The 22172-nt window shown below is 60.3% G+C and carries 22 protein-coding genes; 7 read left to right on the forward strand and 15 right to left on the reverse strand.

Translation table 11 applies throughout. The features are described from left to right. Window positions 1–65 precede the first annotated feature (65 nt). Window positions 66–1160 (forward strand): PLP-dependent cysteine synthase family protein, encoded by a 1095-nt coding sequence (locus tag R1A29_RS05795; RefSeq protein ID WP_438300895.1) that lies wholly within the window; start codon window positions 66–68, stop codon window positions 1158–1160. Between the two features lie 66 nt (window positions 1161–1226). On the opposite strand, the gene R1A29_RS05800 is transcribed toward R1A29_RS05795, so the two are convergent. The 3 genes from R1A29_RS05800 to R1A29_RS05810 all read right to left on the reverse strand — a co-directional run bounded on the left by R1A29_RS05800 (window position 1227) and on the right by R1A29_RS05810 (window position 4248). Further along, complete coding sequence (locus R1A29_RS05800) at window positions 1227–2840, reverse strand: NAD(P)/FAD-dependent oxidoreductase (protein WP_438300896.1); 1614 nt, start codon at window positions 2838–2840, stop codon at window positions 1227–1229. A 95-nt stretch (window positions 2841–2935) separates the two neighbouring features. Beyond that, window positions 2936–3589, reverse strand: coding sequence for a COG3650 family protein (locus R1A29_RS05805; RefSeq protein ID WP_438300897.1), 654 nt, complete (start codon window positions 3587–3589; stop codon window positions 2936–2938). A gap of 59 nt (window positions 3590–3648) precedes the next feature. After that, on the reverse strand, window positions 3649–4248 hold the full coding sequence (locus R1A29_RS05810; protein WP_438300898.1) for a short chain dehydrogenase: 600 nt from the start codon (window positions 4246–4248) through the stop codon (window positions 3649–3651). Between the two features lie 103 nt (window positions 4249–4351). Here R1A29_RS05810 and R1A29_RS05815 point away from each other — a divergent pair, with 103 nt between their 5' ends. Beyond that, the gene (locus tag R1A29_RS05815; RefSeq protein WP_085712952.1) at window positions 4352–5266 is read left to right on the forward strand and encodes a LysR family transcriptional regulator; all 915 of its coding nucleotides are present in this window, start codon (window positions 4352–4354) and stop codon (window positions 5264–5266) included. Here R1A29_RS05815 and R1A29_RS05820 read toward each other — a convergent pair. From R1A29_RS05820 to R1A29_RS05835, 4 genes are read right to left on the reverse strand one after another with little or no spacing between them, the layout of a single operon-like run. Next, a complete protein-coding gene (locus tag R1A29_RS05820; protein ID WP_438300899.1) occupies window positions 5257–5730 on the reverse strand; it encodes a DoxX family protein in 474 nt (157 codons plus the stop codon). The two genes, R1A29_RS05815 and R1A29_RS05820, sit on opposite strands and share 10 nt — an antisense overlap. Next, the gene (locus tag R1A29_RS05825; RefSeq protein ID WP_438300900.1) at window positions 5727–6485 is read right to left on the reverse strand and encodes an HvfC/BufC N-terminal domain-containing protein; all 759 of its coding nucleotides are present in this window, start codon (window positions 6483–6485) and stop codon (window positions 5727–5729) included. The genes R1A29_RS05820 and R1A29_RS05825 overlap by 4 nt, the downstream gene beginning before the upstream one ends. Continuing rightward, window positions 6482–7357, reverse strand: a complete 876-nt coding sequence (gene bufB / locus R1A29_RS05830; protein ID WP_438302010.1) for an MNIO family bufferin maturase — start codon at window positions 7355–7357, stop codon at window positions 6482–6484. Before bufB ends, R1A29_RS05825 begins: the two co-directional genes overlap by 4 nt. Window positions 7358–7393: 36 nt before the next feature. After that, on the reverse strand, window positions 7394–7702 hold the full coding sequence (locus R1A29_RS05835; RefSeq protein ID WP_085712955.1) for a BufA1 family periplasmic bufferin-type metallophore: 309 nt from the start codon (window positions 7700–7702) through the stop codon (window positions 7394–7396). A gap of 235 nt (window positions 7703–7937) precedes the next feature. On the opposite strand from R1A29_RS05835, the gene R1A29_RS05840 reads away from it, so the two are divergent. Continuing rightward, complete coding sequence (locus R1A29_RS05840) at window positions 7938–8189, forward strand: hypothetical protein (RefSeq protein WP_438300901.1); 252 nt, start codon at window positions 7938–7940, stop codon at window positions 8187–8189. 54 nt (window positions 8190–8243) lie between these two features. Then, the gene (gene acpP / locus R1A29_RS05845) at window positions 8244–8483 is read left to right on the forward strand and encodes an acyl carrier protein (protein WP_438300902.1); all 240 of its coding nucleotides are present in this window, start codon (window positions 8244–8246) and stop codon (window positions 8481–8483) included. A 57-nt stretch (window positions 8484–8540) separates the two neighbouring features. Here the strand turns inward: acpP and R1A29_RS05850 are convergent, their stop codons facing one another. The 5 genes from R1A29_RS05850 to R1A29_RS05870 form a co-directional block, all read right to left on the reverse strand. Further along, window positions 8541–9242: an ABC transporter ATP-binding protein gene (locus tag R1A29_RS05850; protein WP_003222380.1), complete on the reverse strand. Its 702-nt coding sequence runs from the start codon at window positions 9240–9242 to the stop codon at window positions 8541–8543. Next, window positions 9243–10010, reverse strand: a complete 768-nt coding sequence (livG, locus tag R1A29_RS05855) for a high-affinity branched-chain amino acid ABC transporter ATP-binding protein LivG (protein ID WP_007969480.1) — start codon at window positions 10008–10010, stop codon at window positions 9243–9245. It lies immediately after the preceding gene. Then, window positions 10007–11263: a high-affinity branched-chain amino acid ABC transporter permease LivM gene (locus R1A29_RS05860; RefSeq protein ID WP_408986228.1), complete on the reverse strand. Its 1257-nt coding sequence runs from the start codon at window positions 11261–11263 to the stop codon at window positions 10007–10009. The genes livG and R1A29_RS05860 overlap by 4 nt, the downstream gene beginning before the upstream one ends. Then, a complete protein-coding gene (gene livH, locus R1A29_RS05865) occupies window positions 11260–12183 on the reverse strand; it encodes a high-affinity branched-chain amino acid ABC transporter permease LivH (RefSeq protein ID WP_169429164.1) in 924 nt (307 codons plus the stop codon). Before livH ends, R1A29_RS05860 begins: the two co-directional genes overlap by 4 nt. 231 nt (window positions 12184–12414) lie before the next feature. Next, a complete protein-coding gene (locus tag R1A29_RS05870) occupies window positions 12415–13542 on the reverse strand; it encodes a branched-chain amino acid ABC transporter substrate-binding protein (RefSeq protein ID WP_438300903.1) in 1128 nt (375 codons plus the stop codon). Window positions 13543–13894: 352 nt separating this feature from the next. On the opposite strand from R1A29_RS05870, the gene R1A29_RS05875 reads away from it, so the two are divergent. Next, the gene (locus tag R1A29_RS05875) at window positions 13895–14200 is read left to right on the forward strand and encodes a DUF2288 domain-containing protein (protein WP_096819503.1); all 306 of its coding nucleotides are present in this window, start codon (window positions 13895–13897) and stop codon (window positions 14198–14200) included. 302 nt (window positions 14201–14502) lie between these two features. Here the strand turns inward: R1A29_RS05875 and R1A29_RS05880 are convergent, their stop codons facing one another. Continuing rightward, window positions 14503–16704, reverse strand: coding sequence for a hypothetical protein (locus R1A29_RS05880; protein ID WP_085712961.1), 2202 nt, complete (start codon window positions 16702–16704; stop codon window positions 14503–14505). A gap of 197 nt (window positions 16705–16901) precedes the next feature. Between R1A29_RS05880 and R1A29_RS05885 the strand changes: the two genes are divergently transcribed. After that, on the forward strand, window positions 16902–17798 hold the full coding sequence (locus tag R1A29_RS05885) for an NAD(P)-dependent oxidoreductase (protein WP_438300904.1): 897 nt from the start codon (window positions 16902–16904) through the stop codon (window positions 17796–17798). Here R1A29_RS05885 and R1A29_RS05890 read toward each other — a convergent pair. Beyond that, window positions 17689–19971, reverse strand: coding sequence for a putative bifunctional diguanylate cyclase/phosphodiesterase (locus R1A29_RS05890; protein ID WP_438300905.1), 2283 nt, complete (start codon window positions 19969–19971; stop codon window positions 17689–17691). The two genes, R1A29_RS05885 and R1A29_RS05890, sit on opposite strands and share 110 nt — an antisense overlap. A 148-nt stretch (window positions 19972–20119) precedes the next feature. Further along, window positions 20120–20473: a YkgJ family cysteine cluster protein gene (locus R1A29_RS05895; protein WP_119427285.1), complete on the reverse strand. Its 354-nt coding sequence runs from the start codon at window positions 20471–20473 to the stop codon at window positions 20120–20122. Window positions 20474–20775: 302 nt separating this feature from the next. Here R1A29_RS05895 and R1A29_RS05900 point away from each other — a divergent pair, with 302 nt between their 5' ends. After that, window positions 20776–22125, forward strand: a complete 1350-nt coding sequence (locus R1A29_RS05900; RefSeq protein WP_085712964.1) for a spinster family MFS transporter — start codon at window positions 20776–20778, stop codon at window positions 22123–22125. The last annotated feature ends 47 nt before the right edge of the window (window positions 22126–22172 follow it).

Here is a 22172-nt window from a genome sequence, read left to right on the forward strand (position 1 = left end):
TTTTCCTAAGCTTGGGGGCTAAGCCTGTGAAGGCACTTCTGCCCGATTCAACGAGAACAACAGCCATGAGCGACAACCGACAGTGGGCCCGCGAAGCCATCCGGATCATCGAAGCGGACTTCCAGCGCAGCGCCGACACGCACCTGATCCCCTTGCCGCTGCCGGGGTTTCCGGGCATCGAGTTGTATTTCAAGGACGAATCCAGCCATCCCACCGGCAGCCTCAAGCATCGGCTGGCCCGTTCGCTGTTTCTCTACGCCTTGTGTAACGGCTGGCTCAAGCCCGGCGCGCCAGTGATCGAGGCCTCCAGCGGTTCGACGGCAATTTCCGAAGCGTACTTTGCACGGATGCTGGGGTTGCCGTTCATTGCGGTGATGCCGGCGACTACCTCCAAGGAGAAGATCGCCCAGATCGCCTTCTATGGCGGCAAGAGCCATCTGGTGGATGATCCGACGCAGATCTACGCCGAATCAGAACGTCTGGCCCGCGAGCACGACGGGCACTTCATCGACCAGTTCACCTACGCCGAACGCGCCACCGACTGGCGGGCGAACAACAACATCGCCGAGTCGATCTTCCAGCAGATGCGCTACGAGCAGCACCCGTGCCCGGCCTGGCTGATTTCCAGCCCCGGCACCGGCGGCACCACCGCGACCCTCGGTCGTTACGTGCGTTATCGCCAGCACTGCACCCGCGTGCTGTGCGCCGATGCCGAGCGTTCGGTGTTCTTCGACTTTTACCAGACCGGTGATGCCAGCCTGCGCCTGGACCACGGTTCGCGGATCGAAGGCATCGGCCGGCCACGGGTGGAAGCCTCGTTCCTGCCCAAGGTGATCGATGCGATGGTCAAGGTGCCGGATGCCTTGTCGCTGGCGGCCATGCATTACCTGGCGCAGCGTCTGGGCCGGCATGTGGGCGGGTCGAGCGGTACCAACCTGATCGGCGCGCTGATGGCGGCGCAGCAGATGAAAGCGGCGGGGGAGTCGGGGTCGATCGTGGCGATCCTGTGCGATGGCGGAGAACGCTACGCAGACACCTATTACGATCAGGCGTGGCTCAAGGCGCAGGGCTACGAGCTGGAAGGATTGATGGCGGCTGTAGCAGCCAGTGCCGAGAAGGGTGAGGCGCTGCCGGCCTCGGTGCTGCACGCCAATATTTGACGCCGAAAACGACTGTGGGAGCGAATTCGCTCCCACAGTTTTTTGCATCGCTTAAGGTGTGGCGTATCAGGCCTCGAGGCCCAGGATGTCACGCGCCACCGCTTCGGCAATCCGGATCCCGTCAACGCCCGCCGACAGAATCCCGCCCGCATAACCCGCGCCTTCACCGGCCGGGAACAGACCTTTGACGTTCATGCTCTGCAGCGACTCGTTGCGCGTGATCCGCAGCGGCGACGAAGTCCGCGTCTCGATCCCGGTCAGCACCGCATCGTGCAGCGAATAACCGCGAATCTGCTTCTCGAACGCCGGCAACGCCTCACGGATCGCCTCGATGGCGAAGTCCGGCAGCGCCAGGGCCAGATCGCCCAGCGCCACGCCCGGCTTGTACGAAGGCTCAACCTCGCCCAGCTCGGTGGACGGCGTGCCGTTGATGAAGTCGCCGACCAGTTGCGCCGGTGCCTTGTAATCGCTGCCGCCGAGGATGAACGCGTGGGACTCCAGACGCTCCTGCAATTCGATCCCTGCCAGCGGACCGCCCGGATAATCGACTTCCGGGGTGATGCCGACGACGATGCCGGAGTTGGCGTTGCGTTCGTTACGCGAGTACTGGCTCATGCCGTTGGTGACCACTCGGTTCGGCTCGGAAGTCGCCGCCACCACGGTGCCGCCCGGGCACATGCAGAAGCTGTAGACCGAACGGCCGTTCTTGGCGTGGTGCACCAGTTTGTAGTCGGCAGCTCCCAACTTGGGGTGACCGGCGTACTTGCCCAGTCGCGCACGGTCGATCAGTGATTGCGGGTGTTCGATGCGGAAACCCACCGAGAATGGCTTGGCTTCCATGAACACGCCACGGCTGTGGAGCATGCGGAACGTGTCGCGGGCACTGTGGCCCAGCGCCAGGATCACGTGTTTCGAATGCAGGGTTTCGCCGCTGGCCAGCTCGACGCCGACCAGTTGGCCGTCTTCGATCAGCACGTCGGTGACGCGTTCCTCGAAGCGTACTTCACCGCCCAGGGCGCGGATCTCTTCGCGCATGGTCTCGACCATGCCGGTCAGACGGAACGTACCGATGTGCGGTTTGCTGACGTAGAGGATTTCTTCCGGCGCGCCGGCCTTGACGAACTCGTGCAAGACTTTACGGCCGAGGAATTTCGGATCCTTGATCTGGCTGTACAGCTTGCCGTCGGAGAACGTGCCCGCGCCGCCTTCGCCGAACTGCACGTTGGATTCGGGGTTGAGCACGCTTTTGCGCCACAGGCCCCAGGTGTCCTTGGTGCGCTGACGCACTTCTGTGCCGCGTTCGAGGATGATCGGCTTGAAGCCCATCTGCGCCAGCAGCAGGCCAGCGAAGATCCCGCACGGGCCGAAACCGACCACGATCGGGCGCTGGCTCAGGTCGCTTGGTGCCTGGCCGACGAATTTGTAGCTGACATCCGGCGCCACGTTGACGTTGCGGTCATCGGCGAACTTGCCCAGCACCTTGGCCTCGTCGCGCACTTCGAGGTCGATGGTGTAGATGAAGCACAGTTCGGAAGACTTTTTGCGCGCATCGTAGCTGCGCTTGAACAAGGTGAAATCGAGCAGGTCATCGCTGGCGATGCCCAGGCGTTGCACGATTGCAGCGCGCAGGTCTTCGTCGGGATGGTCGATCGGCAGCTTGAGTTCAGTGATTCGTAACATGACAGGATCCGGTTCGCGGGGCGCACAACTGCGCCAGGGCGTTTGAAGGCGGCGATTATAAGCCGCAACGGCCGGATCCCGTGAGGGTAAAACGATCAGTCGTTGCGCGATCCGCCGAAATACCCGCAACCGCGCTGCACCTTGCCGTCGATACGCAACTCGGCACTCATGTGCTGCACGCTGCCGGTGTTGCTGTCGACGCAGCGTTGCGGCGCCACCCACAGCTCGATGCGCTGGTTGTTGGCTTCGCTGCTGAGGTTGAAACGGCCGTCGCCCAATTGCTCTTCGACGTAGGGCACGGCGAGCGGTGGCTGGCCTTCGCGGTCGATGACCATGCCTTTGCCGCTGACCTTGACGTTCCATTCCGGGCCATGGCCGGCGGCGCGCAGGATCAGTTGCTTGAAGTTCGGATCATCGCAAGCGGTGCCGGAGCGTTCGACGCGATAGAGCTGGGTCAGGTCGAGACGGTCAACGGCGATCTTCCCGCGCACGTCGGCGAACAGCTTGCCCTGCTGGTCGGCCAGGGTGGCGGCCTCTTGCAGAATGCTGGTGCCGCCAATGTCGTTGACCACGTACTGGCACTGTTCGCCGCACGACTGGAACACCAGTTTGCCGTCGGCAGCGGTCAGTTGCCCCTGCATCCGCGTCTGGCCGACGTGGGAGGCGCTGGTCCGCGCACCGTCGAACAACTGGCACGCGGCAAACAGAGGGAGCAGGGCAACAACGATCAAGGAACGGGCAAGACGCATCTTCGGCTCTCCAGACAAGTGCCGCCACGTTACGCAGGCTGACCGTTCATCACAAGGGTTTAGCCCACGTGAAATGTCTGACCTGTCTGCAAGCCTTCGACACTTTTGGCGTAGGCCAATGCCACATCCGCCGCAGGAACCGGCTTGTAGCCGCGGAAGTACGGGGCGTAGCTGCCCATGGCTTCCACCAGCACGGTCGGGCTGATCGAGTTAACGCGCAGGCCCCGTGGCAGTTCAATCGCGGCGGCACGGACGAAGCTGTCCAGCGCACCGTTGACGAGTGCCGCCGAAGCACCGCTGCGGATCGGGTCGTGGCTGAGTACGCCGGTGGTGAAGGTGAAAGATGCGCCGTCGTTGGCGAATTCACGGCCGATCAGCAGCAGATTGACCTGGCCCATCAGTTTGTCTTTCAGGCCGAGGGCGAAGCTGTCTTCGTTCATGTCACCCAGCGGGGCGAAGGTTACGTTGCCAGCGGCGCAGACCAGGGCGTCGAACTTGCCGGTCTTTTCGAACAGATTGCGGATCGACGCGCTGTCGCTGATATCCACCTGGAAATCGCCGCTGCTGCGGCCGATGCGAATGACTTCGTGACGCTGGGACAGCTCTTTGTCCACAGCCGAACCGATGGTGCCGCCGGCGCCGATCAACAGAATTTTCATCGTGCTTGCCTCAAGTGATTGAACGAGCTTTCAGTCTAGAGTGGTTTTTTTCGCTGATAAGCGCGCTAATGGGCAACCTTTGGTTTTCAAATGGAAACAATCCATGAGCGAGATGGATGATCTGGCGGCGTTCGCGGTATTGATCGAGGCGGGCAGTTTTACCCTGGCGGCGCAGCAACTGGGGTGCAGCAAGGGACAACTGTCCAAGCGCATCAGTCAGCTGGAGGCGCAGTTTTCCGTGGTGCTGCTGCAACGCACTACGCGCCGGTTGAGCCTGACGGCGGCCGGTGCGGCGCTGTTGCCCCAGGCTCAGGCGCTTGTCGTCCAGGTGGAAAGGGCGCGTCAGGCATTGGCGCGTTTGAAGGACGACATGGCAGGCCCGGTGCGTATGACGGTGCCGGTGTCGCTGGGGGAAACCTTCTTCGACGGGCTGGTGCTGGAGTTTTCGCAGAAATATCCCGAAGTGCAGATCGAGCTGGAGCTGAACAACAGCTACCGCGATCTCTCCCGCGATGGCTTTGATCTGGCGATCCGCACCGACGTCGCCAACGACGAGCGTCTGGTGGCCAAGCCTTTGCTGGCCTGGCAGGAAATGACCTGCGCCAGCCCGGCCTACCTTGAGCGTTTCGGCGAACCGGCGACGCCACAGGCGTTGGCCGAACATCGTTGCTTGCTCAACAGTCACTACGGCGGTCGCGAGGAGTGGCTGTATCACCAGCAGCACGAGTTATTGCGGGTGCGGGTATCGGGGCCGTTCGCCAGCAATCACTACAGCCTGCTGAAAAAGGCCGCACTCGCAGGCGCCGGCATCGCTCGTCTGCCGTCCTATCTGCTGCAGACGGAATTGGCTGACGGCCGATTGCGCTGGCTCTTGCGGGATTTTCAGACCCGGCGCATGCCGATGTACCTGGTGCACCCGTATCAGGGCGGGCTGCCGAAGCGCACCCAAGTGCTGGCGGACTACTTGATCGACTGGTTCAAGCGCAGCGGCGAGGCCCTGGACCGGCTTCAGCGGTAACGCCGGGCGATCAGATGATCGATCGACAGTTTTCCCGGACCGGTGGTCATCAGGTACAGCAGCACTGCCGCCCAGGTTCCGTGGGTCGGATAGGCGTCGGGGTACACGAACAGTTCGATGACCAGCGTCATGCCCAGCAGTGCCAGCGCTGAAAACCTTGTGGCGAAACCGACGAGGATCAGGATCGGGAAAAAGTGTTCGGCGAACGCCGCCATGTGCGCGGCGATTTCCGGTGAAAGCAGCGGCACGTGGTATTCGCTCTGGAACAGCGGAATCGTCGAGTCCGCCAGATGTGGCCAGCCAATCTGGAACGTGCCGTCGATCAGGTCGATGGCCAGGCCCTCGACCTTGGTCTGCCCGGATTTCCAGAACACCGCCGCAATGGAAAAACGCGCGATGAAGGCGATCAGGCTGTGCGGGATTTTTTCCAGCAGCGCAATGGCGCGGGCAATGAGGCTGCTCATGGCGAAACCTTGTGATGTAAGTGGGTGATGGCCTGGCGACTGATCAACAAGGCCAGGGTCTGGCTGAGATCGAAGGCTTCTGCGGACTCCAGCGCCTGGGTGAGTGACAGGCCGGCCTTTAGCTGGCCGATGAACTGGCTGGCGCCGGGATCCACGGCGAACACCTCGACCTCCAGCCCGTTGCGCAGGACCAGCGCCTGTTGGGCCTGATTCAGATCGATCCCGGCCAGCGTGGCGTCTTGCTGATGCGCAGCCCAGATATCCACCACCGCAAAGGCTGAATCGAGCACGTGCAGCGAAGGATGCAGGCCGATTTGCAAGCGACTCAGGCCTTCCTGATCCGCGAAGGCCGCAGCGATCCGGTCCTGGCTGAGCGGCGCAATATCGGCGGAGTGGTAGGCCTGCGTGCGCAAGCGTTCCAGTCGTGCGACATCGGCCAGATAAGGCACGCTCGACGCTGGCTCGAATCCGCTGATGAAGTCCGCCAGATCACTGCCGTAGTCGCTCATCAACGGGCTTCGTGGTGGGTGGTTTTGAATGAAAACGCCGGCCATGGCGCGGAAGAATTCCTCTCCCACCAACTGCATCACCACGGGATAACTGTCGGCCAGTGCATTGCTCAACGAGCCTTGCACGTTGTTGCGGTACACCGCGAACCGACTGGCCGGATCGGCCCCGTTGGCGCTGTACAAGCCGTCGGGGCAGGGCAGGCCGACATCGAGCAGTGCGGCGCTGAACACGGCTTGGGTACTCATGGCCGACCTCCTGCGCAAAGCAGAAGCTCGTCGGCCTGTTGCGCCTCGGCCAGCAGCACGTCGAAGGCCGGCACCTGATTGTCCCGTTCGATCAGCGTCGCCACCGGACCGACACGCTCCAGCGCCTGCCGGTACAGCGACCAGACGACCTGATCGACCGGTGCGCCATGATCGTCAATCAACAGGCGATCGCCGAGGCTGTCGGAATCTTCGGCAAACCCCGCCAGATGAATCTCGCCCACCGCGTGCAAGGGCAGCGCGTCGAGGTAGGCCATGGGATCGCGCTGATGGTTGATGCACGAGACGTAGACGTTGTTCACGTCCAGCAACAGACCGCAGCCGCTGCGCCGGATGACCTCACGGATGAACTCCGCTTCGTCAATCGTCGAACGCTCGAACGCCAGATAGGTCGCCGGGTTTTCCAGCAGCATCGGGCGCTTGAGGGTGTTCTGCACCTGGTCGATGTGATCGCAGACGCGATTCAGCGTCGGCGTGTCGTAGGCCAGGGGCAACAGGTCATTGAGAAACACCGGGCCGTGGCTAGACCAGGCCAGGTGTTCGGAAAAGGAGTGGGGTTGATAGCGCTCGATCAGCGCGCTCAGACGTTTGAGGTGTTGAACATCCAGCGGGCCTTCGGCACCGATGGACAGGCCGACACCATGCAACGACAACGGATACGCCTCGCGGATCAAACCCAGAAAATGATGAAACGGGCCGCCGGCCACCATGTAGTTTTCGGCGTGGACTTCGAAGAAGCCGATGTCTGGTAGAGAGCCGAGCACTTCACGAAAGTGCCCGGTCTTGAGCCCCAGCCCGGCACGGGGCGGGAGCCCGGTGAGGGCTGCCCGAGTGCGGGGGAGGCATGGTCGCAGGAAGTGATCATGATCGACACTCGGGCAGCCTCCGGATCAGGACTTGGCCTTGAAGGCTTCCATCTGACCGAAACCGGTCGGCGAGGTTTTGCTTTCGGTGGTGGTGCAGGTGCCTTTCGGAACGAACTTCCAGGAGTTGGCCTGGTAATCCATTTTCGCCGTGCCTGCACAGGTGGTGCCGGCGCCGGCGGCGCAGTCGTTATGACCTTTCATGGCCACGCCGAAGCATTTTTCCATGTTGCTGTTATCGGCCGCCTGGACGGTCGAAACGGCGGCCATGCTCAGGGCGGAACCAAGGGCCAGAACCAGGGCGGTGGCGGACAGGGTACGGGTGGTAGCAGTCATGATGTTTCTCCGGTTTTAACTTGGGTTGGAACAAGCGATGTGCGCTTGCTTACCCCTCTAGAGAAACGACCTGGCGATGCGTTACAGCCCACAGCAAAAAAAAACCGAAGTAATTGGAATAAACCTTCGGTGTTGATCGCGAAACGTTATCCAGACCTGTTATTTCTGACAGTGGGCGGTGGTCTATCGAATGAGTAGATTCAACTCAGGGCTGACCGCTTGCGAGGAAGACGTCATGACTAAGGCTGAGTTGAGCAAATTCGTTCAGGCAAAAATCGATGAAAAGGCAAACATCATTCTTGATGAACGGGTGAGGTATGACGATGCGGCGTTCGGGGAATTGGAGATCTATTCGTGCCTGCGGCGAATTTTGAATCGGACCGCAACAATGGAGGACATAGGAAAGCTCCACGCCGTCAGCAACCTGATGCAGGCGTTGGGTGTTATCTCCCCCAATGAGACGCTGGGCGCAAAGCTCAAGCACTGAATGTCATTCGGCCGTAAAGACCGCTTTGAATCGTCATGGGGTGAGGTGTTGAAGATGGAAAGCATCGAGCAAAGAGTAAAAAAGATTGTCGCCGAGAATCTGGGCGTGAAGCAGGAAGATATTCACCCTCAAGACGGTTTTGTCGAAGACCTGGGGGCTGATTCTCTGGACACCGTTGAATTGGTCATGGCACTGGAAGAAGAGTTCGGGATTGAAATTCCGGACGAAGACGCCGAGAAAATCACCACGGTTCAGCAGGCGATCGACTACGCAGAGAGACATTCGAAAAGTTGAATGAGCGTAAGACAGAAAAAAACGGCCCGAAGGCCGTTTTTTGTTTGAAGCGATCCATCAACCGCCGAGGTACGCCTCGCGTACTTTCGGGTCGGTCAGCAGCGCTTCACCGGTGCCTTGCATCACCACCCGGCCGTTCTCCAGAACGTACGCACGGTCAGCGATTTTCAGCGCCTGGTTGGCGTTCTGCTCGACCAGGAACACCGTTACACCGTCCTTGCGCAGCTGTTCGATGATGTCGAAGATCTGCTGGATGATGATCGGTGCCAGGCCCAGCGACGGCTCGTCGAGCAGCAGCAGCTTCGGCTTGCTCATCAGCGCCCGGCCGATGGCGAGCATTTGCTGTTCGCCGCCGGACATGGTGCCGCCACGCTGGTTGAAGCGTTCTTTCAGGCGCGGGAAAAGTCCGAGAACCTTGTCCATCTGTTCCTGATAGTCGCCCTTGTCGGTGAAGAAGCCGCCCATGGACAGGTTCTCTTCGACGGTCAGGCGGGCAAACACCCGACGACCTTCCGGCACCACGGCGATGCTCTTGCGCATGATCTGCGACGAGTCCTGGCCGACCAGTTCCTCACCCATGTAACGGATGCTGCCGCTGTGGGCCTGCGGCGAACCGCACAGCGTCATCAGCAGCGTGGACTTGCCGGCACCGTTGGCGCCGATCAGCGTCACGATCTCGCCCTGGCGGACTTCGACGTTGACGCTGTGCAGGGCCTGGATCTTGCCGTAGAAGGTGGAAACGTTTTCGAACTGCAGCATTTACGCTTCCCCCAGGTAGGCTTTGATCACTTCAGGATTGTCGCGGATCTGTTCCGGCGTGCCGTCGGCCAGAGGCGTGCCCTGGTTGATCACGACGATGTGATCGGAAATGCTCATGACCAGTTTCATGTCGTGTTCGATCAGCAGCACGGTGACGTTGTGCTCTTCACGCAGCACGCTGATCAGCGCCTTCAGGTCTTCGGTTTCCTTCGGGTTCAGGCCGGCGGCCGGTTCGTCGAGCATGAGGATCCGCGGGCGGGTCATCATGCAGCGGGCGATTTCCAGGCGACGTTGCTGACCGTAGGCCAGGGTGCCGGCGGTACGGTTGGCGAACTCCTTGAGGTTGACCTTTTCCAGCCAGTATTCGGCGTATTCCATGGCCTCGCGCTCGCTTTTGCGGAACGCGGGGGTCTTGAACAGGCCGGACAGGAAGTTGGTGTTCAGGTGACGGTGCTGGGCGATCAACAGGTTCTCGACCGCCGTCATGTCCTTGAACAACCGCACGTTCTGGAAGGTGCGCACCACGCCCTTGAGGGCGATCTTGTGACCCGGCAGGCCCTGGATCGGCTCGCCGTCCAGCAGGATGCTGCCGCCCGACGGCTGATAGAACCCGGTCAGGCAGTTGAACACGGTGGTCTTGCCCGCGCCGTTCGGCCCGATCAGTGCCACCACTTGTTTTTCTTTCACGGTCAGGGCCACGCCATTGACCGCCAGCAGGCCGCCGAAGCGCATGCTCAGGTTTTCGACTTTAAGGATCTCGCGGCTCATTTTCGCAACTCCATGTGTGGGCGTTGCATCGGCAGCAGACCTTGTGGACGCCAGATCATCATCAACACCATCAGGGCGCCGAACATCAACATCCGGTACTCGCTGAACTCACGCATCATTTCCGGCAACAGGATCATCACCACGGCGGCGAGAATCACGCCGAGTTGCGAGCCCATGCCACCCAGCACCACGATGGCGAGAATGATCGCCGACTCGATGAAGGTGAACGATTCCGGGGTCACCAGACCCTGACGGGCAGCAAAGAAGCTGCCGGCGAAACCGGCGAAGCTCGCGCCCAGGGTGAACGCCGACAGCTTGATCACGGTCGGGTTGAGACCCAGCGCACGGCAGGCGATTTCATCTTCACGCAGCGCTTCCCACGCACGACCGATCGGCATGCGCAGCAGGCGGTTGATGATGAACAGAGCGGCCAGCGCCAGCAGCAGGGCAACCAGGTAAAGGAAGATCACCTTGTTGATCGAGTTGTATTCCAGGCCGAAATACTCGTGGAAGGTTTGCATGCCTTCTGCGGCCTTGCGTTCGAAGGTCAGACCGAAGAACGTCGGCTTCTCGATGTTGCTGATGCCGTTCGGGCCACCGGTGATGTCGGTCAGGTTACGCAGGAACAGACGGATGATTTCCCCGAAGCCGAGGGTCACGATCGCCAGGTAGTCACCGCGCAGACGCAAGACCGGGAAGCCCAGCAGGAAGCCGAACGTTGCCGACATCAGGCCGGCGATCGGCAGGCAGATCCAGAAGCTCAGGCCGTAGTAGTGCGACAGCAGCGCGTAGCTGTAGGCGCCGACGGCATAGAAGCCGACGTAACCCAGGTCGAGCAGACCGGCCAGACCGACCACGATGTTCAGGCCGAGGCCGAGCATCACGTAGATCAGGATCAGCGTCGCGATGTCCACCGCGCCACGGGAGCCGAAGAACGGCCACACCAGTGCACCGAGGATCAGCGCAATGATGATGTAGCGCTGGGTGGTCGGCAGGGTCAGGAAATTGCTGGCCTTTGCCGGGATCAGCGGCAGGCCCGGCGAGGATTTCCAGGCCTTGCTGATCTGCTGGTTGAACAGCACCCGCAGGAACATCAGCACCGAGCAGATGGCGATGGTCGCCAGGATGGCCGGGCTGGTGTTGTGAACTTCCAGGTTGATGCCGACGATGGTCAGCTTCAGACCCAGTACCGGGTAGGCCACGGCCCACACCAGCAAAGCGCTGAACAGCGCCTGTTTGAGATTCCTGTTCATACTTTCTCAACCTCCGGACGGCCCAGAATGCCGGTCGGACGGAACAACAGCACCAGAACCAACAAGCCGAAAGCCACGACGTCCTTGTACTGGTCACCGAAGATATCGGCACCAAAGGCTTCCGCCACCCCGAGCACCAACCCGCCGAGCATGGCGCCGGGGATGCTGCCGATCCCGCCCAGTACCGCGGCGGTGAAGGCCTTGAGGCCGACGAGGAAACCGGCGTTCGGGTTGATCACGCCGTACTGCATGCTCAGCAGTACCGCAGCGACTGCCGCCAGTGCGGCACCGATGACGAAGGTCAGGGCGATGATGTTGTTGGTGTTGATGCCCAGCAGGTTGGCCATCTTGATGTCTTCGGCGCAGGCGCGGCAGGCACGACCCAGGCGAGAGCGGGAGATGAACATGGTCAGGCCGAGCATGGCGACCAGGGTCACCACGAACACCACGATTTGCATGTAGGAAATCAGCACTTCATGTGCGCCACCTGGCCCGATGGAAAAGTTTCCGGGGATCAGGTTGGGGATGGATTTGTCCTTGGAGTCTTGCGCCAGCAGAACCGTGTTCTGCAGGAAGATCGACATACCGATGGCGGAAATCAGCGGAATCAGACGGTTGCTGCCGCGCAGGGGGCGGTAGGCGATCCGTTCGATGCTGTAACCGTAGGAACTGGTGACGACGATGCTGGCGATGAACGCCGCAGTCATCAACAGCGGAACGTTGTCGAGTCCCATCATGGCCAGTCCGGCGATGGCGATGAACGCCACGTAGGAACCGATCATGTACACCTCGCCGTGGGCGAAGTTGATCATTCCAATGATGCCGTAAACCATCGTATAGCCGATGGCGATCAGGGCATACGTGCTGCCAATGGTCAGACCATTAACCAGCTGCTGGAAGAAGTGATAGATGTCAGGCATTACAGCGCTCCTAAAAACCTGATACGCATTTCACTGGTGGAGTCATTTTCCCGCCCGGTCCCGTGGATCTTCATCCACTTCGAATCCGGGTTTTGCCAGCGAACCGCTGATGACGGTTTTGAGATTTTCAGGTGGGGAGACTGGCGGATCACGCCAGCGCGGCCCAATACATTCGTAAAACAAAGCCCACGGCACGCCGTGGGCTTTATTGGCAGTCAGTCAGGCAGCGCCTTACTGAGGCGAAACTTCGGTTTTAGGTTTGCCGAAGTGCCACTCGTAGACCACGAATTTGAAGTCCTTCAGGTCGCCCTTGGCGTCGAAGCTCAGGTCGCCGGTCGGGGTCTTGAAAGTGCCGGCGTGAATGGCGGCCGCCACTTTCGCAGGGTCTTCGGATTTGGCTGCAGTGATACCGCCGGCAATCACTTCAACCGCCGAGTAGGAAGGGAACACGAACGGACCGCTCGGGTCTTCTTTCTTCGCCTTGAAGTCTTCAGCCAGCTTCTGGTTGGCCGGATCCTGGTCGAAGGACTTCGGCAGGGTCACCAGCAGGCCTTCGGACGCGTCCTTGGCGATTTGCGAGATGGAGTCGTTACCCACGCCTTCCGGACCCATGAACTTGGCTTTCAGGCCTTTTTCCTGGGATTGACGCAGGATCAGACCCAGCTCCGGGTGGTAGCCGCCGTAGTAGACGAAGTCGACGTTGGCTTGCTTGAGTTTGGAGATGATCGAGGAGAAGTCCTTGTCGCCGGCGTTGACGCCTTCGAACACGGCGACTTTGACGCCTTTCTTCTCCAGGGTTGCCTTCACGGCGGTGGCGATGCCTTCACCGTATTGCTGTTTGTCGTGCAGCACGGCAACGATTTTCGGCTTCACGTGATCGGCAATGTAGTTACCGGCGGCTGGGCCCTGGGCGCTGTCCAGGCCGATGGTGCGGAACACCATCTTGTAACCACGGTTGGTGATGTCCGGGCTGGTGGCAGCCGGGGTGATCATGATCACGCCTTCGTCTTCGTAGATGTCGGAAGCAGGCTGAGTGGAGCTGGAGCACAGGTGACCGACCACGAACTTGACGCCGTCGTTGACGACCTTGTTCGCTACGGCTACCGCTTGTTTCGGATCGCAGGCGTCATCGTATTCAACGGCTTCGAGCTGCTTGCCGTCGACGCCGCCCTTGGCGTTGATCTGCTCGATGGCCATCTTGGCGCCGCTGAACTGCATGTCGCCGTACTGGGCTACCGGGCCGGTTTTAGGGCCGGCGATACCGATCTTGATGGTGTCAGCTGCGAACGAATGGCTGGCAACCCCGGCCAGTACCATAGCGGCAAACAGTTTGGAAATCTGCTTAGTAGCCTTAGTCATAGTGCTCCACTCTTACTGTTGTATTTTTTTAGAGTCCTGACGCCGTAGCAGCAGAACCGGGCTGGGTATCTTCGCGATACCTTCCGGAAATGCCCCCGGCAACTGTACCGGTACAGTGTAGAGCGCCGGTTGTTGGCCTGGGAAGCTGGCGCCAAGGGGCAAAACCTGAGGGTGTCGCTTTAATGAAAGAAAAAGACAGAATTGCGGCGGGGCTTTCAGAGGGCTTATGCCCCAATCGTCAGCATTCCTTGGCTTTCCTGCGCTTTTCGTTCGGTACAGCCTTTTGCTACCGGGTTTTTCTGCCGGACCACCGACGTTATCATTCGCGCCGATTTCTTTTCCGGACAGTCCCATGAATCAAGAACCTAGCACCCTCTATGCCAAGCTGCTTGGTGAAACCGCATCTATCACCTGGAAAGAGCTGGAGCGCTTCTACGCCCAGGGTGCCCTATTGTGGGTCGATGCTGACCTGGATTTGATCGCCGTGGCCGAGGCCGTGGCATCGGATCAGGGCGAGAAAGTCGCTGCCTGGCTGGCCGAAGACAAGGTCGCCAAGCTGTCTGAAACGCGGGCGCTGGATATTTTTGAACGTGATCCGCAGATGTGGGCGGTGGTGGTCCGGCCGTGGATTCTGGTCCAGGAAAGGGCGTCGGCCTGAGGTGTTGCACCTCGTTGGTGCGCATGATGGCCGAGGAAAAGTGTGTAGCCGAGTAGCGTGATGGCACGTTGCCGTAGAGAAATGCCACAAGCGCGGGTGGCATAACGGTGACGTAAACGTAACGGGCACAGTTTATTGAGCAGCCTTCGGGCTGCTTAATTGTTTCTGGATGTTGGAAAGGCTGAGCTGTGTGGCGTTTTCACGGGCCCCATCGCGAGCAAGCTCGCTCCCTCAGGTTTTGTGCTCGACACGAACACTGTGGGAGCGAGCTTGCTCGCGAATAGCTGCGACGCGGTCTTCGATCAGACCGAGTAAGTCTTGCCGGTGTGATTGTTGAGCGAAATAACCTTGGTCTTGCCAATCCGGTGGCGATAAATCTCGCGCAGGTACTTGATCGACTTCTTCACGCAATCGCGCGACAGGCGAATGTCGTTGATCGAGACAAACTTCTCTTTGTCGTTGATCAGCTCGCGGTACTTCTTCTCGTACATCGGTTTGATCGCGTACCAGTTGGTATCGAGGATCTTCGCCGGGTTCTCGAATTCGTTGAGCAGGTCATCGATACGTTCTTCGTCGAATTCTTCATTGATGATGAAGTCGAGGATCGAGTTGTCGAGGGTCTCGTCGAAACGGTACGGATTCTTCGCAAAGCAACGCTTGATGAATGCCACGATCAGGGTCAGGAAATCGTCCGACAGGCACGGGCTCTTGGCGATCAGGGTGGTCAGCGACAGGTTGGCCGAGGCACCGATCACCAGCGCGTAGCGCTTGAGCGTGGTGTTGGGGAACAGGCTGTTGAGGTGGGTCTTCAACCGGTTCAGGTCCATGTACGACAGCTTGTAGTCTTTGGGCAGCGAAACGATCGAGACCACCGACGAGCAGTTCTTGAAGAAGTGCAGGTCATGCAGCGCGGCGGCGTCGTAGCCGGAGTTCTTGTACTGCTCAAGCGAGGCGCGATAACGCTTGGATTCGATCGGCAGCAGGCTGATGCCTTCGATGGCCTGGGTCACCTTGTTGAAGTGCGGCAGGTCGATGGAGCGGAAGAACAGATCATCGATGTTCAGGCGCTGCGGCTCTTTGTCGAACACCTTGAACTTGTCGCTGCTCGGCGGCGGCGTTTCCGGCACCACCGATTCGGCGTAGGCAATGGCGACCGGGCCGGCCAGACTCATGAACAGGTCGTTGGCGTCCAGGCGAATGGTCTCGCCGATGTCGATGCCGGCACGACGGAAATAGTTCTGGTCGTAGTCGGTCGTGACCGCCTGGGCCGTCAGAATGTTGAAGATCTGCTGCGAGATGTACTGGTTGGCGTGCTTCTCCATCGCATTGACATCAATGTTCTGGATGTTGCCGTCGTCGCTCTCTTCGGCGTAACGCATGATGTCGTTGGAGATCAGCATCATCGCGTTCCATGGGCGGATACGGCCCATGACGCTGGCTTCGCTGCTGTCTTCATTGGCGAAGTTGTACGAGAAATCCCATTCTTCCGACAGGTATTTGCACAGCAGGCGACCGGCGTTGATGTGCAGCGCCTCGGACATTTCGCTGCGGTGGTCGGAAATGTTCGGCAGCACGCAGATGCCGCTGGTGAAGATCGGCTCGAACACGAACGAATGACCGCTCTTGCCGTCATGTTCGTCCATCGGCTTGGTGTCGAACGTCTTGTTCATGTACGAGTGCTGCTGGGCCAGGCCGAATTCCGAGGCCATGCCCGAACCGGTACCGCCGCCGGCACTGAAGATCGAGAAATACAGGCGCGACTGGTTGGCCTTGATGCCGCAGCTGTCGATCAGGTACGAGTGGATCATTTTCCAGTCGGGGCTGGAGAAACGCTGGGTGTCCTTGTTGAGGATGATCTTCGCCAGGTACTGGCCGAGGATCGGCGCATTACCGGCGCCACCGGCGTGGACTTCGGACAAGTCCATGATCTTCATTTTGCTGTAGTCGCGCAGGAAGCCGCTTTTCTCGCCCTTGCGCGAGAAACGGATGCGTCCGGCAATGTCCTTGTCCAGGTCGCCGAGCATCACCAGTGGCTCGACCAGGAACACTGGTTTGGTCGACTTGTTCGGGCCGATCCGCAGGTTCTGCTTGATCCACTGGGCCGGGCTGTAGCCTTTGTCGGAGGCCAGGCGACGGTCAGCTACACGGTCTTCGTTGTTGAATTCGTTGAGGTAGAACTTGCGCGCGTTGTACACCAATTCCGCCACGTCGAGGGCGATGTTGGAGCCGCAGCGACCGAGGCCGATCAGGCACACCGACGGGAATTCCTGGTCGTTGTGCTGCTCGTTGTCGCCTTCCAGGTGCGGCGGGCGCGGGAACACCAGATCACGCAGGCCGTCGAGGTTGTCGAGGATGCGGTCAGTGTTGGTTTCGGTGAAGTACAGGTATTGCTGGGTGCCCAGAGGGCGCGAAGGAGGCAATGGCTTCATCGGGGCAGGGCTGTTCGCTGCAGGGCTCAGGGTCAGATCGGATACCGCAGTGGCCGGATTGTTTTTAGAAGTCATTGTGCGCCATTTACCTGGACTGGTTGGCTCGGCGACCACTGTCGTCGAGCCTCACGGAATGGGAATCTCGCGTCTTTTTGCTGCGCGTATTTGGCCCGTGCGTCAGGGTCTTTGCCTGTGTGTCGCACGGGGGAATCCTTTCCTGATTGATGATGGATCGGCCATTATTCGGCGATCTTTAATCAAAAGGAGGCTAAATGATGTCAACGCTACCTTCGTTGGGGTTTGCCGGAATCGGACTGATGGGGCTGCCGATGTGCCGGCGTCTGCTGGCGGCGGGTTATCCGCTGACCGTGTGGAACCGCAACCCGGCCAAGTGCGCGCCGCTGGTGGAGGCGGGTGCCCGGCAAGTCGCGACCCCGGCCGAACTGTGCGGGCAGGCCGACGTGGTGATGCTCTGCCTGGCCGATACGGCGGTGGTCCGCGAGGTGGTGTTTGGCCCGGCCGGTGTTGCTGAAGGTGCAAAAAGCGGCCAGTTGCTGGTGGACTTTTCCAGTCTTGAACCGACAGCGACTCGCGAGATGGCAGCAGAACTGGCGCAAAAGACCGGCATGGCCTGGCTCGATTCACCGGTGTCCGGCGGCGTCGTTGGCGCGGAGGCCGGCAGCCTGGCGATCATGGTGGGCGGTGATGCCGCAGATCTTGATCGTGTGCGCCCGGTGTTGCTCACCCTCGGTCAGCGCGTCACGCACATGGGCGGCATCGGCGCCGGCCAGGTGACCAAGGCCTGCAATCAAATGATCGTTGCCTGCAATGCGCTGGTGATTGCCGAAGTGGTCGCGCTGGCCGAACAGTCCGGGGTCGACGCCAGCCTGATTGCCGAGGCGCTGGCCGGTGGTTTTGCCGATTCGAAGCCGCTGCAGATCCTCGCCCCGCAAATGGCCGACAGCCGTTTCGAACCGGTGAAGTGGCATGTGCGCACGCTGCTCAAGGATCTCGACACGGCGGTGAAGTTTTCCCGAGAAGTCGGCTCGGCCACGCCGATCAGCGGATTGGCCGCACAACTGATGCGCCTGCATGGGGCGCAGGGCTTTTTGGAGAGAGATCCATCGACACTGGTGAAAATGTACCGCGAGCCAGCGTCAGCGGATTGACCGGTTGGGCGTGTTTGCGCTGATTGATCTCTTCGAGGACCGGGCGCAGTTCGTGCAGCGGCACCGGACGGCTGAGCAGGTATCCCTGAATGAAGTCGCAGCCTGAACGCTCGAGGAATTCGTATTGCTCCAGGCTTTCCACGCCTTCGGTGACGACCTGCAAGTGCAGGGTGTGGGCCATGACGATGATCGCCTGGACGATTTCCATGTCGGCGGTGGCTTTGGGAATGTCGAGGATGAAAGAGCGGTCGACCTTCAAGGTGTTGAGCGGCAGACGCTTGAGATAGGCCAGGGACGAATAACCGGTGCCGAAGTCATCGATCGACAGCGACACGCCCAGAGCGCGGATCTGCCGCAACAGCACCAGCGTATTGGCGATGTTGCCCATCAGGGCGTTTTCGGTCACCTCCAGCTCAAGGCGTTCAGGGGCGACGCCGGCGCTGCGCAAAGCGCGTTCGATTTCATTGGCCAGTTCTTCCCGGGCCAGATTCAGCGGTGAGCAGTTCCAGGCGATTTTCAGTTCGTCGCAGCCATGGCGCGACAGTTCGCCAAGGTCTTCGCAGGCCTTGCGCAGCACCCAGTTGTCGAGTTCGGCGATCAGACCGTTGTTTTCGGCGATGGCGATAAAACGGTCCGGGGTCAGCAGACCGTGCACCGGATGCTGCCAGCGAATCAGTGCTTCGAGCTTGGTGACTTTGCCGGTCTTCAGTTCGAAGATCGGCTGGTAATACAGCATCAGCCCGTTCTCTTCGCGCAGGGCATGGCGCAGTTCTTCCTCCAGTTGCAGTTCCAGGCTGGCGCGGTTTTTCAGGTTGGAATCGAAAAAGTGCACGCCGTTGCGCCCGGCGCCCTTGGATTGGTACAGCGCCAGGTCCGCGTGCTTGAGCAGTTCATCGCAGGTGGTGCCGTCTTCGGGAAACAGGCTGATACCGATACTGGTGGTCATCACCATGCGTCGCCCGGCCAGTTCGATCGGTTCTTTCATCTTGAGCATGATGCGTTGGGCCAGGTTGCGGGCTTCCTCGCGGTCGCGCAGGCCGATGAGGATGCAGAACTCATCGCCGCCAAAACGCGCGACCACGTCTTCATGGCCACGTACCGAGCCTTTGATGTGCTGGGCGATGACCTTGAGCAACTCGTCACCGGCATCATGGCCGAGGCTGTCGTTGATGCGTTTGAAGTGGTCGATGTCGAGAAACATCACCGCGAGCATGCCGCCCTCGGTGGATTTCTGGCTGAGTTTTTCGGCAAAGAGCTGGTTGAAGCCGCGACGGTTGATCAGGTTGGTCAGGGCGTCGTAATTGGCGGCCTGTTGCAGCGACATCCGCGCCTGGTCGAGCTGGCTGAGCAGCATGTTGACCCGGCGCAGGTCTTGCTCCTTGTTCTGCAGTTTCTTGTCGGCGAGTGCAGCGCTGATGGCGCTGCCGAGGATCAGCAGGGTGATAAAGGCGACGGTGAGCCCCAGTTGCAGATGACTGGTTTCGGCCCTGAGTGTGGGAATATTTCCCTCCGGCAGGACCAGATGCAACGCCGCCATGCCGGTGAAATGCATGCTGATGATGCCGGCCCCGAGAATCAGGGTGGCCACGTATTTGAGCATCTGGTTGTGCAGGCCGCTGCCTTCACGCAAGTTCCCGGCCACCCACAGCGCGGCGAAACTGGCACCGATGGCAATCAGGATCGACAGGCCGAACAGAGTTGGCTCGTAGTAAGCGGTGGCGGCGGACTGCATGGCGGCCATGCCGACGTAATGCATGCCGGCAATGCCCAGGCCGATGACGATGGCGGTCTTGAAGTATTGCAGCAGACTGGGTTGCGGTTCGCTGAGGGTGTGCATCGCCAGCCAGGAGGCCAGCACGGCGATCACCAGAGAGAACAGGGTGATGGCCAGATCGTACTGGATGTCGATCGGTGTCTGGAACGCCAGCATGCTGATGAAATGCATGGCCCAGATGCCGCCGGCCAGGCAAGTGGCGCCGATCCAGCGCCAGAGCCTGCGCGATCCGGGGTCTTCGGCATGGCCGACGCGTTCCGCCATGTCGAGGGTGGCGAAACTCGCGGCGCACGCCACCAGATAGGCGACCAGCACCAGCAAGGGGTTGTGTGTGCAATTGAGGATGACCTGCCCGCTCTCCGGCAGCTCGGCAACAAACTGCAAACCAAGCCACTCCATAGCATGCCCCGTCTCTGAGTGCTTCCTTACTGCGTCATCAACGCAGGCGAATGAATGCAGTATAGAGGCCGATTTCGGGGCGCAAGCCGTGGTGGCACATTGGTTCTAATGATTTTGGCATGAGCGCCATAGCGATTGGCGCTAAGGCTCAGGCGACTTCGTTCCAGTGCGGTTGCAACGGTGGCAGGCCGAAGCGGGCACGGGCCTTGTCACAGTCAATGTTCTGCTCGCCGTTTTCCCACGATGCCTCGAACTCGCGGCAGGGGCTGGAACGCTTGTCGTAGATCGTGCAACTCACGGCCTTTCCGACTTCGCCTTCCAGCGCGGTGCAGCGTGGTGCCTTGCGGTCGGTACCGATCATGGCGACCCGGCTGGGCGTGATCTGGGTGACCAGTTCATCAGGCACGGTTCCGCCGGAGGATGCGCATTCACCCCAGAAAAATGACACACGAAAATGGGAACAGCAGGCACCGCAATTCAGACACGGACTGACATCGGACATGGGAGGGGCATCAAAGGGATTGATCGGCTGGATCCGGACGGATCCGGCGGCCATTCTAGGCTTTGCTACGGCGTTGGGAAGGGGGGTGCGAAAGTATTTTTTCATTGCCGGATTTTTCCGCAAACCCCCCGGTTTTCGGGGGATTCGAGCCTTTTCAAGGGCTTACGTTTCGTTACAGTGCCATGGGTGAACATCAGCCTGACGAATGATGACAGACAGGTCCTACCTGCCTGACTAGATTGCAGGTTCCGGGCTCGGATGCGTCGGCAGTGAAGCCCTATAACAATAAAAGAGACGGACCCATGCAGAACTCGACCCAAGCGGCGAATGCCTGGCGCATTCTGTTCCTGTTGTTCCTCGCCAACCTGTTCAATTTCTTCGATCGCACCATCCCGGCGATCATCATCGAGCCGATCCGCATGGAGTGGCACCTCAGCGACTTTCAGCTGGGGATCGTCGGCACCGCGTTCACCATCGTCTACGCCATTGCCGGCCTGCCGCTGGGGCGCATGGCCGACACCGGTTCGCGCAGCAAACTGATGGGCTGGGGCCTGGCGACCTGGAGCGCGTTGACCGCAGTCAACGGTCTGGTGGGCAGTTTCTGGAGTTTTCTGCTGGTGCGCATGGGTATCGGCATCGGCGAGGCCAGTTACGCACCGGCGGCCAACTCGCTGATCGGTGATCTGTTCCCGGCCCACCGTCGGGCGCGTGCAATGGGCATTTTCATGCTGGGCCTGCCGTTGGGGCTGTTGCTGGCGTTCTTCACCATCGGTGCGATGGTCAAGGCGTTCGACAGCTGGCGTGCGCCGTTCTTCATCGCTGCCGTGCCGGGGCTGCTGCTGGCGGTGTTCATGTTCTTCATCAAGGAACCCAAGCGCGGCGCAGCGGAAACCGTGCAAGTGTCGCAAGAGAAAGTCGACAAGCCGATCCGCCGGGTGCTGGCGGTACCGACGTTCCTGTGGCTGGTGCTGGCGGGGTTGTGCTTCAACTTTGCGACGTATGCCTGCAACTCGTTTCTGGTGCCGATGCTGCAGCGCTATTTCCTGATGCCGTTGCAGGAGGCGGCGGTGGCCACCGGGATGATCGTCGGGGTGACCGGCTTGATCGGCCTGACCCTGGGCGGCTGGATCGCCGACAAGATTCACCAGCGGGTGGCCAGCGGCCGGCTGTTGTTTGCGGCGTTCAGTCTGATCATCTCTACGGTGTGCACCGCCTGGGCGCTGCATGCCGGGCGGATCGAGATTGGTGTGTTTGTCGCCGTGTTCAGTGTCGGTTGGCTGTTTGCCTATAACTTCTACACCTGCGTCTACACGGCGATTCAGGACGTGGTCGAACCGCGTTTGCGGGCCACGGCGATGGCGCTGTTCTTTGCCGGGTTGTACTTGCTGGGCGGAGGCTTGGGGCCGGTGGTGGTCGGTGGCTTGTCCGATCACTTTGCCCAGTCGGCGATGATTTCGGCGGGTGCCGAACAGATGACCGAAGCGTTCAAGGCTGTCGGCCTGCATGATGCGATGTACCTGATCCCGGTTGCGTTGTTCTTTACGATGGTGTTTCTGTTTCTGGCGTCGCGGTGCTTTGTGCGGGATGCGAAGCGGATGAAGGAGGGGTTGTCGGCAGTGGTGGAGCCGGATGGCGCAGCGGTGACTGCTTAACCTCAGACAAACAAAAAAGGCCCGCATCGCTGCGGGCCTTTTTCGTT

Source organism: Pseudomonas sp. NMS19W, from assembly GCF_051554255.1.
Taxonomy (GTDB): domain Bacteria; phylum Pseudomonadota; class Gammaproteobacteria; order Pseudomonadales; family Pseudomonadaceae; genus Aquipseudomonas; species Aquipseudomonas kribbensis.